Source organism: Paenibacillus sp. Y660, assembly GCF_057221575.1.
Window position 1 is genome coordinate 1 of record NZ_JBXBBJ010000033.1, and the last position, 14648, is coordinate 14648.

Below are 14648 nucleotides of genomic sequence, written 5' to 3' on the forward strand. Positions count from 1 at the left end.
CATTCCGCCTAAAGCGAATAGTCAAAATCCATGGAAAGTGGATTGGTATCGGTACAAAGAACGCCACTTAGTTGAGTGCTTTTTTAATAAAATCAAACACTTTCGCCGTGTGGCTACTCGTTATGACAAGTTGGCCACGTCATTCCTGACGTTTGTATACGTAGCTGCCATTTTCAAATTGACTCAATGATGAGTTTTCAGACACGTCCTAGTCTTCTCACTTTGGCTTCCTCTCCTCATATAAAAATTAGGATGCCTTGACAGTAGGTGCGATGGTTTCGTGAAAAACCTGTCTTTAGCAATAAACGCAATTAATGGAGATTAAGTTGCGGATATTAATCGTGAAAGAAAATTTAAAGAACCCAAATGTATTTACAAAAGAGTTAGACCATTTTTCAGGTTAGTCTAATAACCGTCAATCTGGTAATGCAATCATATTTGTGATCTACTATACGGAAAGGTTTTCTCAAAGTTAGAATGACCGCTAATTAAGATTAGCGGTCATTTAGTGTTTTCAAAGCATATACTTGATGTCCGCTAATGTTTCGTTTAAGTTGAGATTACAATGTCCGCTAATGTAATTCAAGATTTGGAGGCTTTTCTAATGAGACAGGCGACCGGGATTTCAGAACAGGGCGAGCAGACGATTCAGGACTTTATTCAAGCTCTCACCACCCACGAAGATTTGAATCCCAAAACACTAAAAGAGTACGCAAGCGACTTGAAGCATTTTATCGTTTGGTTTGAGACAGCCGATCACCAAGAGGAGGAGATTATCTTTCAAATTGAAGATGTGGTGACTCCAACACTAACACGATACCGCGAAGCCACACAAAAAGTGATGGAATTGAAACCGGCCACCATTAACCGCCGAATTATAACCTTGAAACGTTTTTTTGAGTGGGCCGTGTCGGAATCCAGGATTCGCCGCGACCCTTCGAAGCCGGTTAAATTGGTTCCAGAAGAAAAGGTAAGCCCGAGACAAATGACAGACAAAGAAGAAGCTGCATTGATCGCTGCGGCTGAACACAGTGGTTCTCTTCGGGATCAGACGATTTTAATTGTGATGTTTCACACCGGCTTGCGGACAATGGAAGTGTGTGACCTGGCCCCCGGAGATATTCAAATCGGTAAACGCAGCGGGCTGCTTACGGTCCGATCCGGAAAAAGGAATAAACAGCGGGAAGTTCCTTTGAACGCTACGTGTAGAACTGCTTTAGAAAAATATCTGGCAGAGCTTAATCCGGATAGCCCTTATCTGTTTCCATCGGAGAAAACCGGTGATCGATTAACCGAACGTGCTTTACGTCATTTGATTCAAAAATATATGAAAGTAGCCCGGCTTGAAGGATTGAGCGCTCACGATCTACGGCACCGATTCGGCTATGTGATGGCAGAAAACACGCCGTTGCACCGCTTGGCGCAAATTATGGGACACGATAGTCTGGACACAACGATGATTTACGTCAAGGCAACCCGTGCGGATCTGCAAGCAGAAGTCGAAAAAATAGCTTGGCAATAGGGGGATGAGAACGATGTACGCGAGAGTAAGGGAACTGCTGACTCCGGAGGAACGGCTGCAATATTTACAGATACCGCCTGATCTCGGCGAATGGGAATTGGGCACCTATTTCACATTTACCCAGCATGACCTTGAAATCATTCAGCAGCGGTGAAGAGATTATAATCGACTCGGCTTTGCCGTGCAGCTGTGCGTACTTCGTTATCTAGGCTGGACGCTTTCTGATATAAAGGAAGTGCCGGTTCAAGTTCTTCGTTATATTGCAAAGCAAATCAATGCCGATGTGGAGTCTTTTGCATCTTATGGCGAACGGGAAGCCACGAAATACGAACATCTGGATGAAATCCGTAAGGAGTACGGCTACCAGACATTTACCTTGAGTGAATATCGTTCTTTGTGCAAGCATCTTTTCAGCCATGCAATGGCAAACGGCAATCCCTTACACCTGATTCAGCTCGCACTCGAAGATTAACGTAAACGTAAAATCATCCTACCTTCAATGGCCACGATTGAAAGAGCAGTGTGGGAAACTCGCAAACGGACAGAAGAAAAAATATTTAAGCTGCTCAGCAGCTCACTGACAGAATTACAAATTGCTAAGCTGGATCGCGTCATAACCACCATGCCGGAAAGCAGCAAAACCTACTTGGCATGGTTAAGAGAAGTTCCAGGTACCAGCTCTCCGGATTCTTTCTTGAAGGTTATTGAAAAGCTCGAATACATAAGGGATTTGCAACTGCAAGTCGATACGAAAGGCATCCATCCGAACCGGCTACGGCAGCTTTCTAAAATCGGTTCGCGTTATGAACCTCATTTTTTTCGCCGCTTTAATGATCCGAAAAAGTACGCGATTTTAGTAGCGTACCTATTAGAGCTGATTCAGGATTTGACAGACATGGCTTTCGAGATTCACGACCGGCAGATTATGATACTGCTCTCCAAAGGGAGAAAAGCCCAAGAGGAACTTCAAAAACAAAACGGTAAATCGATCAACGAAAAGGTTGTTCACTTTGCCGATCTTGGGGCTGCTCTTATTAAGGCCCGAAGTGAGGGAACTGATCCGTTTGTTGCGCTTGATGCCGTTATGCCGTGGGATCAGATCGTCGCATCCGTGGAAGAAGCTAAACGGCTGGCGCGGCCCGTCGATTACGACTATTTGGACTTGCTGGAAAAGAAATTTTATGATCTCCGTAAATACACGCCAACGCTGCTAAAATCATTGGAGTTTCGGTCTACTAAGTCGGCAGAGCCGCTAATGAAGGCGGTCGATATCATCCGGGATATGAATGAAACCGGAAAGCGAAAGGTTCCGGAAGGCGCACCACTGAACTTCGTTTCGAACCGCTGGCAAAAACATGTTTACGACGATGACGGAACGATCAACCGGCATTACTACGAAATTGCTGTCCTGACAGAGCTGCGGAATTATGTTCGTTCCGGGGACGTATCCATTGTCGGAAGCCGTCAGCATAAGGACTTCGAGGAATACCTTGTACCGAAAGCTGATTGGAATGGTATCGACCCTAACGCTACAAAGCTTGCCGTTAGCTTGTCCGCAAAGGAATATCTTGAAGAACGGACTGAATCACTGCTTCAAAGATTAAACTGGGTTTCGGACCATATCGACGAGCTGGACGGCGTTAATTTGGAGAACGGGAAATTACATATCGAGCGATTGGAGAAAGATGTTCCCGATGAATCCCGGAATTTCAGCCTTTCCCTCTATGAGCTGCTGCCACGAATCAAGCTAACAGATCTGCTCATGGAAGTAGCCAACTGGACGAATTTTCATGAGCAGTTTATTCATGCTTCCAGTAACCGCGCTCCGAATGAGGAAGAAACGACAATTCTTATGGCTACCCTTATGGCAATGGGAACGAACATTGGGCTTACAAAGATGGCTGAAGCCACTCCGAGCATTTCATATCGGCAGATGGCCAATACAGCACAATGGCGGTTGTACGAAGACGCAATGAATAAAGCGCAGGCTGTTCTTGTTAATTTTCATCACAAGCTGGCGCTGCCCTCATATTGGGGGAACGGCACAACTTCATCATCTGATGGAATGCGTGTCCAGATCGGAGTTTCGGCGCTTCACGCAGATGCGAATCCCCACTACGGGACCGGAAAAGGAGCTACGATTTATCGGTTCGTAAGCGACCAATTTTCCACGTTCTACACGAAAGTCATCAATACAAACGCTCGGGATGCCGTACACGTCATCGACGGTTTGCTCCACCATGAAACGGACTTGGCCATCGAGGAGCATTATACGGATACAGCCGGTTACACTGATCAAGTCTTTGGTTTAACGCATCTGCTTGGATTTCGCTTTGCGCCGCGCTTACGCGACTTGGCTGATTCCAAGCTCTACGCTATAGGGAAACCTTCCGATTTTCCTAAATTGGAGAAGCTGCTGCGCGGACAGATTAATACAAAGATCATTCAAGAGAACTACGACGATGTACTCCGGCTGGCTCACTCCATCCGGGAAGGAACCGTTTCAGCATCACTCATTATGGGGAAAATCGGCTCTTATGCAAGACAAAACAGTTTGGCTACCGCGCTGCGAGAAATGGGGCGTATCGAGAAAACGATCTTCATCCTGGATTACCTTTCAAGCGAGGCGCTGCGGCGAAAAATCCATCGGGGGTTAAACAAAGGAGAAGCCATGAACGCATTGGCCAGAGCGATATTCTTCGGCAAACACGGCGAGCTGCGAGAACGTGCGCTACAAGACCAGCTCCAACGGGCCAGCGCATTGAATATTATCATCAATGCAATTAGCGTTTGGAATACCGTCTATCTACAGCAGGCAACAGAACACCGCAAAAAGCAAGGAAAGCTTCAGGAAGAGCTACTAAACCATATTTCTCCGCTTGGATGGGAGCATATCAATTTCTTAGGCGAATACAAGTTCAATTTCAGGCAGAATACGTCTCTTAATTCATTACGGCCGCTGAAGGAACAGGAAGTTGAATGACCGGTGGTCCGGGCTATGCCACCCGGACTGATGGGCTTAGAGTAAGAAAAAACGCTAAGCTGGTCACATCCGAGGGCTTAGCGTATATTTTCGTTAAAATGTTGGCGGGACCCCTCTAGACAAAAACTATGCTCCTCAATCAGCCTCGAATGAGGATAGCCAACATAGCGGAAATGCCATGGCTCACAGGAGATCTTAGTAATGGACTCCTTCCCTTCCTTATATCTTTGAATAAAACCATAATCCGCAGCAAGCTGCTTAAAGGTCTGACAGGCTCCGTTATTCGGAAAAGAAGGCGCTATAAAATCGACATCACGGCTATATTTGCCCACATCAACGGCTAGACCTGTTTGATGCTCGCTTTGATCCGGCAGCGCCACGTAGCTAGCTGTATAAACAGGACCATTTTCGATCAATGACGTTGCATTAATGTCTTCTTGCTCTTCCTTCGTACGATAGGCGCTTACGACTACAACTTCCTCTAACGCCTTGCTTGCAGCTAATAAAACCGACAACTGCTGCAAACTGGTCTTTTCCATAAACATGCCATCATGCAGCTCTTTTATGTCTTCGTTGGAGCTGATCGGAAGCAGCTTGTCTTCTTTTATAGGCTGCTTGATCGGATTATCGCCGTTTATTAACACCAAATGACCTACGTAGACTTCCGCTTGGCTTACTTGAACGGTAGTGTGATTTATAAGATGGCTCACTTGCTGCTGGAAATGATCAATCGCTTGTCCCATCGTTTTTGCGCCTCCCCTTTATCGTTATATATTCTAGTTACTCTTGTCGTTAGCGAGGTTGATATTTCCTGCGGTACGCTGCCAATGTGGGCAGCCAGCTCGGCAAATGTAATGCTCTCAGAGCCTTGGCTGCCTATTAAAGTCACAACGGCACCTTCCTTGCACGGACCCGGCAATCGAATCATAAGCTGATCCATACATATTTTCCCGACCACTTTGGCACGTTGCCCATTTACGAGCAGATCCGTTCCCTGCATGCTTTGCGACCAACCGTCGGCATAGCCGATTGGAACCGTACCCACCCACTGTTCCTCATCCGCCTGATAAGAATTGTCATAGCCTAAGTACTCCCCCTTTTTCAGCTTCTTTACCTGCATGAGTGTGCTGTGCAAGCTTAACGCAGGTTCGAGCTTTAGGCTTGGCACAAGCTTCTGCGGATAATAGCCGTACATCGCCGCACCAATTCGAACCATATCCATCGCAAGCTCTGGAAACCGAAGCGCAGCTGCACTTCCGGCGCAATGATAGCTGTTAACGGCGAGCCGCGACTCCTTCGCCCATTCAATCATGTCAACGAATCGCTTATATTGCTGCTTCAGGTACGATGTATACTCTCTTCCAGCAGTAGCAAAATGCGTATATATCCCTTCAACGATTACATCAGGAGCTTTCAGCCATGGCGTAATTTCGTTCCACTGGTCTTTCTCATAAATCCCCAGTCTGCCAAGGCCGGTGTCCAGCTTTACATGTATGCGCAGCTTCCTTGAAGAAGTGACAGGCTTAAAGCATCTTGCTTCTCTAAACCATTCGGCGCTTGTTACGGTAAGCATGAGGTCATGCTCGATCGCAAGCTTCACCTGCCGAGGTTTTATGGGGGTTAAAATAAGAATTGGCAGCGTAATCCCATGCTCCCTTAGATGGAGCGCTTCATCCAAATAGGCAACGGCTAGCTGCTCTGCGCCAGCCTGCTGAGCCATTTGGGCAGCTTCGATGTCGCCATGGCCGTAGCCATTTGCTTTGACGACCGCCATCAGCTTCACATTTTTAGGCAGCATTTGACGAATTTTCAGCATATTATTGCGTATATTGCTCAAACTAACCTCAGACCACGTGTCTCTATTCATGCCAATCACCTCGTATAGTGGATGGTTTGTTTTTCTGCATGGCGCGTAAAAGCATAATCGATCAGCTTTTCGACTAACTCGGCATAAGAAGTGCCATTCGTCCGCTCCCACATGACCGGATACATACTGAAATTCGTAAAGCCCGGCAGCGCATTAATTTCGTTCAGATACAATTGCCCTTTCTCATCCAGGAAAAAATCAATCCGAGCAAGTCCAGAGCAGCTATGCACCTGATACGATTGAATGGCCAGCTCCCGAATTTGCAAGGTAATTTCTTTGGAAATCTGTGCCGGAATCGACATCGTCAACTGCTTGTCCAAATATTTCGAATCGAAATCGAAAAAACGATGGTTATGGATGAATTCACCTGGCAGCGAAGCGAGTGGCTTCTCATTGCCCATGACAGCAACCTGAATTTCTCTGCCGATGACCTCTTGTTCAATGACGAGCTTAGTATCGAATCGGAATGCCTTCGTGATGCCAGCAATCAATTGCTGCTTATCCATGCATCTACTAATGCCAATGCTCGAGCCTAAGGATGCGGGCTTTACATAGCAAGGAAAACCAAGCTTTTCCGCTACCGTTTGCAGCATGTCAGAGCGATTCTCCAGCCATTGATCGTGGCGATATACGAGGTAATCAACTTGATTGATGCCTGCTTGGGCTAACAGCTGCTTTGATACGGCTTTGTCCAAGGTGAGCGCCGAAGACAGTACGCCGTTCCCCACATACGGCACATCAAGCAATTCGAGCAGCCCTTGCACCGTGCCGTCTTCTCCGTTTGAGCCATGCAGCAGCGGCAGTACAACTTTTTTGCCGGGCAGAGACAATTGGCTTACTAATACATCCCCAATGGAATTTGCTGCTGATGCGGTTGCTCGCTGTGCGACAAGATCGCTCATGATGAGCTGATCTCGGTTAAACTCATCTGGACTGCACCAGATTCCTTCACGAGTAATATAGATAGGAAAAACCTCGAATTTGGATTCGTCTATGGATTGAATAACGGTATATGATGTTTTTAAAGAAACCTCATGCTCGACGGATTTGCCGCCATATAGGACATAAAGCTTTGTTTTCACAAAAAAAACCTCCTAAAATCGACTTGTTATCTCTCTACTAAAGATAACCGTCAATATTTAAGAGGCTTGTAATTAAAGTTTAAATAAAGCTTAAGATTACTTAAATAGTTTATATGATACTTGTCCAGCTGCTGGTTTGTTGCCAGGCAAAAAACCCAGGCATAGCCGCCTGGGTTCGCTTTTTACCACGGAATATCTTGCAAGTTGCTCAATACGGCATCGATTTCCGTTAACTCTTCGGCAGATAACGGCGCGCTCTCAAGCGCCTTTACATTCTCTTCAATCTGGCTAACGCGGCTGACTCCGATTAGCGCTGAAGTTACTCCGCCTTCGCGAAGCACCCAATTAAGCGCCATTTGAGACAACGTTTGTCCTCGTCTAGCTGCCAACGCCTCAAGGCTGCGGAATTTCTGAACGCGCTCAGCAGTGATCGCCTCAGGCTTCATCGTGCTTGAAGCAGCTTTGGACTCTGCTTCGATTTTATCCACATATTTGTTGGTCAGCTGTCCGCGTCCGAGCGGGCAATAAGCGATTGAGCCTACGCCATTTTCATTCAATACGTCCTGCAATCCATCCTCTACCCAGCGATTCAGCATCGAGTAGATCGGCTGATGTATGAGGCATGGGGTACCAAGCTGCTTCAAAATTTTGACCGCTTCTATGGTCTGCTCCGTACTGTAATTGGATAAGCCGACATACAACGCTTTCCCTTGTCTAACCGCATGATCAAGCGCGCCCATCGTTTCTTCGAGCGGCGTTTCCGGGTCTGGACGATGCGAATAAAAAACATCAACATAATCAAGTCCCATCCGCATCAAGCTGCGATCCAAGCTGGAGAGTAAGTTTTTCCGGGAGCCCCATTCGCCGTACGGCCCTTCCCACATGTAGTAGCCTGCTTTGGTCGAGATAAGAAGCTCGTCGCGGTAAGGTATCAAATCCTTCTTATATACAGCTCCAAACGTTTCTTCGGCAGAGCCTGCTGGCGGTCCATAGTTATTCGCTAGGTCAAAATGTGTAATACCTAGATCGAATGCTTTTAAAATCATCGCACGTGAATTTTCCAGCGGCTCATTGCCGCCAAAGTTTTGCCATAGGCCGAGCGAGATCGCTGGCAGCTTAATGCCGCTCTTGCCAGAGCGATTATACCGCATATCGGAATATCTTTTTTGATCAGCAACGTAAGGCATCTGTTCGTATTCCCCTTTAGATTAATAGAATGGATTGTTCTCTTGAAGCATGCAATAATGAATGCTGCAATAGCTGACTGCTTTCAAAGTATAGCTCAGAAGAATCAATAATTGGAATGTCCACAAGCAAGTATTATATGGCATAATGTAATATAAATGTTTAATGAGATTAGGAGTGAGGATTCCATGTGCGAAAGCTACGAACTCATCTATTATTATCATGGCAAGCAGTACTGCGAGCCCGGCTATACGTGGGGTCCTGGAGTTAAAGACCATTATAAAATACTATTTATCCATGAAGGCAAAGGCACTTATCAAATCAACAGCACCACTTATGCGCTCAAAAAAGGTCAAGGCTTCATGGTGTTCCCAAACATCATTTGCCAGATGAAGGCTGATGAGCAAGACCCATGGGTATATTCCTGGATCGCCTTTCAAGGCGGAAGCGTCGATCAACTGCTTTCCCAGGTACAGCTAAGCAAGTCTAATCCGCATTTTCACTTTGCACCCGCAGCGTGGTTTGATCCGTGGCTGGATCAGCTTACCGCTGCCCAGGCACTCGAGAGAAATAGCGGATTAGTCGTTCACAGCCTTCTGTTCAGTCTCCTATCCGAATGGATCGACATGCTTAACGCACCTCATCAAATCGGCTATTTGCCGAAGGCGAAGGAAGTATATGTACGCAAGGCAATCGATTATTTGAAAATGAACTATTACAGTAAAATAAGCATCTCTGAGCTAGCAAACATGATCGGCATAGATCGGATATATTTATCCGCTTTGTTCAAAGAGTCTCTTCAGCTTTCGCCGCAAATGTATTTATTGCAATATCGAATGGATAAAGCCTGTCATTTAATGAGAAACCAACAGTTGTCGATTTCAGACATCTCTCACTCGGTAGGCTATACCGATCCTCTCCTTTTCTCGAAAATGTTCAAAAAAGTAAAGGGGATTTCGCCCTCACATTACCGAAAAAAAATCGTCTAGATATAAGAAAAAGCCTGCATGCCGCAGGCTTTTTCCAGGTATTTAATGTGGTAAATCTTTAATCATCTTAACATGCGGAATGTTCTCTTCCATAAATACGGTGGACGCTATTTCATACCCTTGCTTCTCATAAAACGGCGCCGCCTGAACCTGACCGTGCAGCTTGGCTTTCGCCACACCCTTTTCACGAGCAATGGCCTCCAGCTCTTCCATGATCGCTTTCCCTAACCGATGCTTGCGGTGCGTGGACAGCACACAAATTCGCTCGAGCTTCGCCAAATCATCCACGATCCGAACTCTGCCGGTTCCGACCGGTTCATTTTCGTAATAAACAAGCACATGATTTGCGATATCATCAAATTCATCCAGCTCGACTTCCTCCGCTACTCCTTGCTCTTTCACGAAGACCGCTTTTCGAATACGGAATGCTTCTTCTAATTGCTCTTCTGTCGTAACACGCTTCGTTTCCATATCTCTCTTTCCTTCCATAACGAAATCTCTTTCACACTGCAAAGAGGCAGCCCATATCATATATTATAGTGTTATTTCTCGAATTAGCAAAAAAAACAGTATTTATGTAATATCCAAAATGACCGGCACCTCCAGTTTCTTTGTTTGGAATGCGGAGTAAATAAACGATAGGAATAAAAAATAATTAATTTTTCTGTAGACACAAAAGCGGTTCATCTGATACATTAACTTACAGAAAGAAGAAATACATACGAGACAAATGTGAAAGCGTATCCAAAGGTATTCAATTGCGTTACAAATTCAATCATTTTTTTTTGACAAAAGTTAAAGCGCTATAACTTTGAGGAGGTGATCCGCCGATTTAGTAAGAGATTGACTTTGAAAAATCGTGGACAGACATCACTTCCGGTAAATTACCGAGACGTACGCAACAATCACTTTATTTTAGGAGGAATTTATGTAATGGAAACGACTAAGCAAGCTCCAAAAAAAGGGAAATTATTTTTTATTACTTTTGTTTGTTTTGCACTTATTCTTTCGTTAACATCCGCTTCACTTCTATCGAAGGCTTCTGCTGGGCCTCAACACGATGCTAACTTTTCCCCTGCCACACTCAGCTTCCTTAAATCCAAAACAGGTCTTGACGGCGAGCAATGGGACAATATTATGAAACTGATAAACAAACCGGAACAAGACTCACTCAACTGGACTAAGCATTATGGCTATTGTGAGAATATCAACGACAACCGTGGTTATACGATTGGTATATTCGGTGCTACAACAGGCGGTTCAAATGACACATACCCTGATGGCCCAGCACTTTTCAAGGAATATGATGCGGCTAGCGGTGCAAGCAACCCTACGATCGAAGGTGGCTTAGCGCGTATTGGCGCTAAAGGAAAAATGAATGGCCGGATTTTGAATATTACGGAAAGCGCATCTTCCTTCTGCAAAAAGATCAATGGACTGCAAAACAACTCTAAATGGAGAGACGCTATTTGGAAAACGTTCTACAACGTGTACATCAACTACGCTGTGCAACAAGCAAATCAACGTGGTTTCAAGTCCGCTTTGACAATCGGATCTTTTGTTGATTCAGCCCTGAATCACGGTGCTACTGGTGGCTCGAACACGCTTCAAGGCCTGCTTTCACGTTCAGGATCTAGCAGTAATGAAAAAACGTTCATGAATAGCTTCCATGCTACACGTACTAAGATCGTCAATACTAACCACTACAATCAAGCGCCAAACGGCACGAATCGTGTCAAGCAATGGAACGATCTATTGAATCAAGGCTACTCTTCTCTGAAAAACGCCGATTCTGCAGTTGTTAAAGCTACTAGCTGGACGATGAAATAATAAAATAAAATTTCGTCAAAACTTTCTATTTCTTTCTCAAAACCTGACGTAGGTAAATCTCGTCAGGTTTTTTGTTTCCTTGGTCTTCCCCATTTCGCTCAATAATGACCAACAAGAGGAGTAATATGACACAAGCGGATCATTTTTTTCAGCTTACAAAGTGCTATGCTATTTATAGGTTAGACTAAAATATAAAAAGGCGGGATAAATAGTGTCTTATCTATCCATTAGTACATGGAGCTTGCATCGCATTCTTGGTCCACTCCGGTGGACGGTATGGGATGCCGAATCCCTCACCCATCAAACCCAATTGCACGATCAGCCGCAGGTATTAACACTGCTTGAATTGCCAGCTGAAGCAGCTTCAAGAGGCTATCAAGCGATCGAGGTTTGTCATTTTCATTTTCATTCGACGGAACCTGCATATCTGGAACAGCTTCGCAGCTCCTTTAACGCAGCTGGCATTAAGTTCGATACGCTCCTTTTAGACTATGGCGATTTAACATCGACTGATAAAGCTAGAAAGTCTGCTGACTTTTCTCTCATCCAACAATGGATCGACGTAGCATCCCTCTCCGGCGCCAAGCAAATTCGCGTCATTGCGGGTGAAGCTTCGCCCACTGATACAGAAGCAATTCAAGCTTCTGCAGCTGCCTTGGCTGATTTGGCGCAATATGGCGCCACTAAAGGCGTTCATGTCATTTCAGAAAATTTCAAATCACTCACCTCGACAGCCGAAAGCAGCCTCAAACTGCTTGCACAAGCTGGTCCGCAAGTTGGGTTCATTACCGACTTCGGCAACTATCACGGTGAGGGGAAAGTGGAAGAAATCGGTGCAACAGCGCCACTGAGCGTATCCATTCATGTCAAGCCAACCTATGATGCTGTAGGTTTTCCAGATAAAAAGGAGCTCATTTCAAATCTGAATATGGTTCAAGAAACAGGCTATGATGGCGCTTATGTGCTCATATATGATGGGCCTGGCGACATGTGGGAAGGGCTAGATCGCATTAAGTCTATTGTCGAACCCTACATATTGACAGTGCGCTAGCACCCTCCTATACTTATAGAGTCGATAACAATGATAATCGTTATCGTTGCATCATATACTCTATAAGTATTTTATAATGACGAACTAAGAGGAGTGCTCCAATGGCACATGGTATGGATTTTACGCTTGTTGAAACCTTTTTTCATATTTCTCCGAGCGGAGCAGCTGAGCCCGCGCTAGAGCTGCCCGCGACCGATTTTCTTAACCGTGAAATTTCGCATGCTGCATTGATAAAAGCAGGTGAAATGGTTCAAGCAACAGGGATTCAATTAGCGGCTTCTTTCGTCGGCATGTCCTTCTTCAATCTTTGTATTACAAATCTTATTTTCGCTGCGCAGTATAACCGGTATTTGGATTTATCGCTGCATAACTTGACTTATCAGCTGGAATACCACAATGATCACGCTCATCTTGGCTTCAAGATTAATGAGCTTCGCTGGACAGATGTTCCTCTCGATGAGCACGAGCGCAATAGCTTTCTCGAGCAAGCCTTCCGTTCCTTTTTTAAGGATGAGATTAATGCCATTGTTGAAGCGGTTGCCTTAAGCGCAGATGTGAAATCGGCGATGATATGGAATCAGGTTGGCGGCCAAATCCATGCTGTACGGGACTACGTTTTCGAAAATATTAAGGATGATGCGCTTCTAGCAAGCTTCCAGCAGGATCTTGACGTTGTTATCGGCCTGCCAGCAGAAGTATTTAACCGGAAACGGAATCCTTTCGTTCATAAACCGCGTTATGTTGATAACCCATGGTCGCCGCCAGACGGCAAGCTCATTCTCCGCTCTTCCTGCTGCATGTATGATTGCCGTATCGATGGTGAGAAATGCTACACTTGCCCGCGCATGCTTCCTGACGAGCGGGAGGAACGACGCAAGCAAGTTCTCGTAAGCGCTCACTAAACAAAAAAACAGATGGCAGATACTTCATGTATCTGTCATCTGCTTTTGAGATGAGGATTTCGTTGGTACTGTATTTTTTTCTTTAATGATTCCTGTCCTTTTAGAATAAGTCTGCACCAGTAATCTTAATGAAAAACTGCTGCATCCTCCCTGTCTAATCCATTTCCCTTTAAATAGTTTACATAATTATAATTACGTTACCTCTTATGGAGATTTAAAGGAATTTTACTAGAAATGTTATTCATCGCATTTCGGAGCTGCTTATTATCGATATGCGTATAAATTTGCGTCGTTTCGATGCTTGCATGTCCGAGCAGCTCCTGCAGTGTCCGAATGTCCGTCCCGCTGCGTATTTGCATCGTCGCGAATGAGTGGCGAAGCTTATGGCTGGACAGCCGTTTATCCGCGAGCGAAGGCATCGTTTCCTTGAGCAGCTTAATCGTATCGTCGGCTACCGTCTGAATCATTCGAATTGAAAGCCTCCGCCCGAATTGCGACACAAAAAACGGCTGCTCCTTCCCCTGCCGCGATTCCTTCCGATCCTCAAGCGCATCGTTCAAGATGCTTTGCAGCGCCTCCGGAAGAGGAATGACACGCCATTTTCGCCCTTTCCCCAAAATATGAATCGAGCCGTCCTGCCGATAATCCTGCACATTCATCCGATGCACCTCTCCTACGCGAAGACCGGCATATGCCATTAAAAGTACGATAGCTACATTTCGTATGTAATATTTGCCCTTAATCGTATGGAGCAGCGCCTCAAGTTCATTTTCCTCCAAATAAACCGGGATGCGATTTTTCTCCTGCTTGGACTTTGCAATCAGCGACGCAGGGTTTCCCTCAAGATGCTCCATCTCATTCATCGCTTTAAAAAAAGATCGTAGTGAAGACAGCTTCCGATTACGCGCCTCATCACCAGCTCCCTTCTCCCGGCAAACGGCCATATAACGCATGATATCCATTTTTGTAATTTGCTTCGTTTCGGTTGGGTATGCGGTCTGAAGAAAATCACTTACATCACTTATGTAAGCTTGATGCGTCGATCTGGTCATCCCTTTATTTTTCATCCATATGGAAAAAAGCTCAATTTCGATTCCGTAGCTATCCGTTACCTCATGTTGTCTCTCTCGCAAGGTTAATCCCCCATAAAAACGATTCTATGTACTCTAATTAAGTGATCAACTACTCTACTATGATAGCTGAAAAGTCGATATAAATGCAAACTGCGTGAAATATG

11 protein-coding genes and 2 pseudogenes are annotated in these 14648 nt (G+C 45.3%); 7 read left to right on the forward strand and 6 right to left on the reverse strand.

Features of this window, described 5'->3' with window-relative positions:
* The 3 genes and pseudogenes from AC2TDN_RS23570 to AC2TDN_RS23580 form a co-directional block, all read left to right on the forward strand.
* A pseudogene (locus AC2TDN_RS23570) lies at window positions 1-190 on the forward strand (IS5-like element ISLpl3 family transposase); the annotation flags it as partial.
* 414 nt (window positions 191-604) lie between these two features.
* Complete coding sequence (locus AC2TDN_RS23575) at window positions 605-1522, forward strand: tyrosine-type recombinase/integrase (RefSeq protein ID WP_484690380.1); 918 nt, start codon at window positions 605-607, stop codon at window positions 1520-1522.
* Window positions 1523-1535: 13 nt separating this feature from the next.
* Window positions 1536-4505: pseudogene (locus tag AC2TDN_RS23580) on the forward strand (Tn3 family transposase).
* Window positions 4506-4582: 77 nt separating this feature from the next.
* Here the strand turns inward: AC2TDN_RS23580 and AC2TDN_RS23585 are convergent.
* The 4 genes from AC2TDN_RS23585 to AC2TDN_RS23600 all read right to left on the reverse strand — a co-directional run bounded on the left by AC2TDN_RS23585 (window position 4583) and on the right by AC2TDN_RS23600 (window position 8641).
* Window positions 4583-5248 carry a D-alanyl-D-alanine carboxypeptidase family protein gene (locus AC2TDN_RS23585; RefSeq protein ID WP_484690381.1) on the reverse strand — a complete coding sequence of 222 codons (666 nt, stop codon included), beginning with the start codon at window positions 5246-5248 and terminating at the stop codon, window positions 4583-4585.
* The gene (gene alr / locus AC2TDN_RS23590) at window positions 5212-6372 is read right to left on the reverse strand and encodes an alanine racemase (protein ID WP_484690382.1); all 1161 of its coding nucleotides are present in this window, start codon (window positions 6370-6372) and stop codon (window positions 5212-5214) included. The genes AC2TDN_RS23585 and alr overlap by 37 nt, the downstream gene beginning before the upstream one ends.
* Before the next feature lie 5 nt (window positions 6373-6377).
* On the reverse strand, window positions 6378-7454 hold the full coding sequence (locus tag AC2TDN_RS23595) for a D-alanine--D-alanine ligase family protein (protein ID WP_484690383.1): 1077 nt from the start codon (window positions 7452-7454) through the stop codon (window positions 6378-6380).
* A gap of 182 nt (window positions 7455-7636) precedes the next feature.
* Window positions 7637-8641, reverse strand: coding sequence for an aldo/keto reductase (locus tag AC2TDN_RS23600; RefSeq protein ID WP_484690384.1), 1005 nt, complete (start codon window positions 8639-8641; stop codon window positions 7637-7639).
* A 186-nt stretch (window positions 8642-8827) separates the two neighbouring features.
* Between AC2TDN_RS23600 and AC2TDN_RS23605 the strand changes: the two genes are divergently transcribed.
* Complete coding sequence (locus AC2TDN_RS23605) at window positions 8828-9628, forward strand: AraC family transcriptional regulator (protein WP_484690385.1); 801 nt, start codon at window positions 8828-8830, stop codon at window positions 9626-9628.
* Window positions 9629-9670: 42 nt separating this feature from the next.
* Here AC2TDN_RS23605 and AC2TDN_RS23610 read toward each other — a convergent pair whose 3' ends face one another.
* Complete coding sequence (locus AC2TDN_RS23610; protein WP_484690412.1) at window positions 9671-10099, reverse strand: GNAT family N-acetyltransferase; 429 nt, start codon at window positions 10097-10099, stop codon at window positions 9671-9673.
* A 462-nt stretch (window positions 10100-10561) separates the two neighbouring features.
* Here AC2TDN_RS23610 and AC2TDN_RS23615 point away from each other — a divergent pair, with 462 nt between their 5' ends.
* The 3 genes from AC2TDN_RS23615 to AC2TDN_RS23625 all read left to right on the forward strand — a co-directional run bounded on the left by AC2TDN_RS23615 (window position 10562) and on the right by AC2TDN_RS23625 (window position 13411).
* Complete coding sequence (locus tag AC2TDN_RS23615) at window positions 10562-11458, forward strand: chitosanase (protein WP_482065872.1); 897 nt, start codon at window positions 10562-10564, stop codon at window positions 11456-11458.
* Between the two features lie 211 nt (window positions 11459-11669).
* Window positions 11670-12509, forward strand: a complete 840-nt coding sequence (locus AC2TDN_RS23620; protein WP_484690386.1) for a sugar phosphate isomerase/epimerase family protein — start codon at window positions 11670-11672, stop codon at window positions 12507-12509.
* A gap of 101 nt (window positions 12510-12610) precedes the next feature.
* Entirely contained in the window at window positions 12611-13411 is an 801-nt protein-coding gene (locus AC2TDN_RS23625; protein WP_482065870.1) for a hypothetical protein, read from the forward strand.
* Window positions 13412-13608: 197 nt separating this feature from the next.
* On the opposite strand, the gene AC2TDN_RS23630 is transcribed toward AC2TDN_RS23625, so the two are convergent.
* The gene (locus AC2TDN_RS23630; RefSeq protein ID WP_482065869.1) at window positions 13609-14544 is read right to left on the reverse strand and encodes a tyrosine-type recombinase/integrase; all 936 of its coding nucleotides are present in this window, start codon (window positions 14542-14544) and stop codon (window positions 13609-13611) included.
* Window positions 14545-14648: the final 104 nt, after the last annotated feature.

Coding starts and splice junctions, on each gene's coding strand:
- AC2TDN_RS23575 (WP_484690380.1), top strand. CDS start 605: ATGAGACAGGCGACCGGGATTTCAGAACAGGGCGAGCAGACGATTCAG.
- AC2TDN_RS23585 (WP_484690381.1), bottom strand. CDS start 5,248: ATGGGACAAGCGATTGATCATTTCCAGCAGCAAGTGAGCCATCTTATA.
- alr (WP_484690382.1), bottom strand. CDS start 6,372: ATGAATAGAGACACGTGGTCTGAGGTTAGTTTGAGCAATATACGCAAT.
- AC2TDN_RS23600 (WP_484690384.1), bottom strand. CDS start 8,641: ATGCCTTACGTTGCTGATCAAAAAAGATATTCCGATATGCGGTATAAT.
- AC2TDN_RS23605 (WP_484690385.1), top strand. CDS start 8,828: ATGTGCGAAAGCTACGAACTCATCTATTATTATCATGGCAAGCAGTAC.
- AC2TDN_RS23610 (WP_484690412.1), bottom strand. CDS start 10,099: ATGGAAACGAAGCGTGTTACGACAGAAGAGCAATTAGAAGAAGCATTC.
- AC2TDN_RS23615 (WP_482065872.1), top strand. CDS start 10,562: ATGGAAACGACTAAGCAAGCTCCAAAAAAAGGGAAATTATTTTTTATT.
- AC2TDN_RS23625 (WP_482065870.1), top strand. CDS start 12,611: ATGGCACATGGTATGGATTTTACGCTTGTTGAAACCTTTTTTCATATT.